General features: G+C 54.7%; 1 protein-coding gene. It reads left to right on the top strand.

Going from position 1 to position 689, the window contains the following annotated elements; all coding sequences use genetic code 11:
- Positions 1 to 689 (top strand): hypothetical protein (locus tag NE664_12590; protein MCQ4727474.1); only part of this gene is annotated, 689 nt, incomplete at both ends.

Raw genomic sequence — 689 nt, 5'->3', positions numbered from 1 at the left:
GGAATGTATCCGGATCTGCTGACGGAACCGGCTGGCGGTTGTGTCACATTTACACCGGGACAGTTTAAAAGCCTGTGGATTGATATGGAGATTCCGGAAAACGGTCCGTATGGGAAATTTCCTTTTGCGGTAGTATTCGTATCGCCGGAGGGGGAGGAACTGTGCCGGAGGGAAACCTCCATACAGGTGTATCAGACAGTTCTTGGACCGCAGCGGCTCATTCATACGGAGTGGTTTCATGGAGACTGTCTTGCCGATTATTACCGGGTGCCTGTGTTTTCTGAAGAGCACTGGAAGATCATGGAGAATTTTATCGCGGCTGCCGCAGCCAGAGGCTGCAATATGCTCCTGACTCCGCAGTTTACCCCGCCTCTCGACACGGCGCCCGGCGGAGATCGGACCACGATTCAGCTGGTGGGAGTAAACGTGCTTCCGGATGGCAGCTATGAATTTGACTTTGCCAGGCTGGAGCGCTGGGTCACCATGTGCCTGTCCTGCGGCATGGTCTATTTTGAGATGTCCCACCTCTTCACCCAGTGGGGAGCCGTTCATCCTCCGAAGATCATGGCCGAAGAGAACGGGAAGGAGATAAAACTGTTCGGCTGGGAGGACCCGGCCGTAGGAGGACGCTATACCCGCTTTCTGGAAGCCTATCTTCCGAAACTGACGGAAAAACTGCGGGAATTGGG

The organism is Anaerotignum faecicola, assembly GCA_024460105.1.
Taxonomy (GTDB): domain Bacteria; phylum Bacillota; class Clostridia; order Lachnospirales; family Anaerotignaceae; genus JANFXS01.
This window is presented reverse-complemented; position numbering and strand designations above follow the sequence as displayed.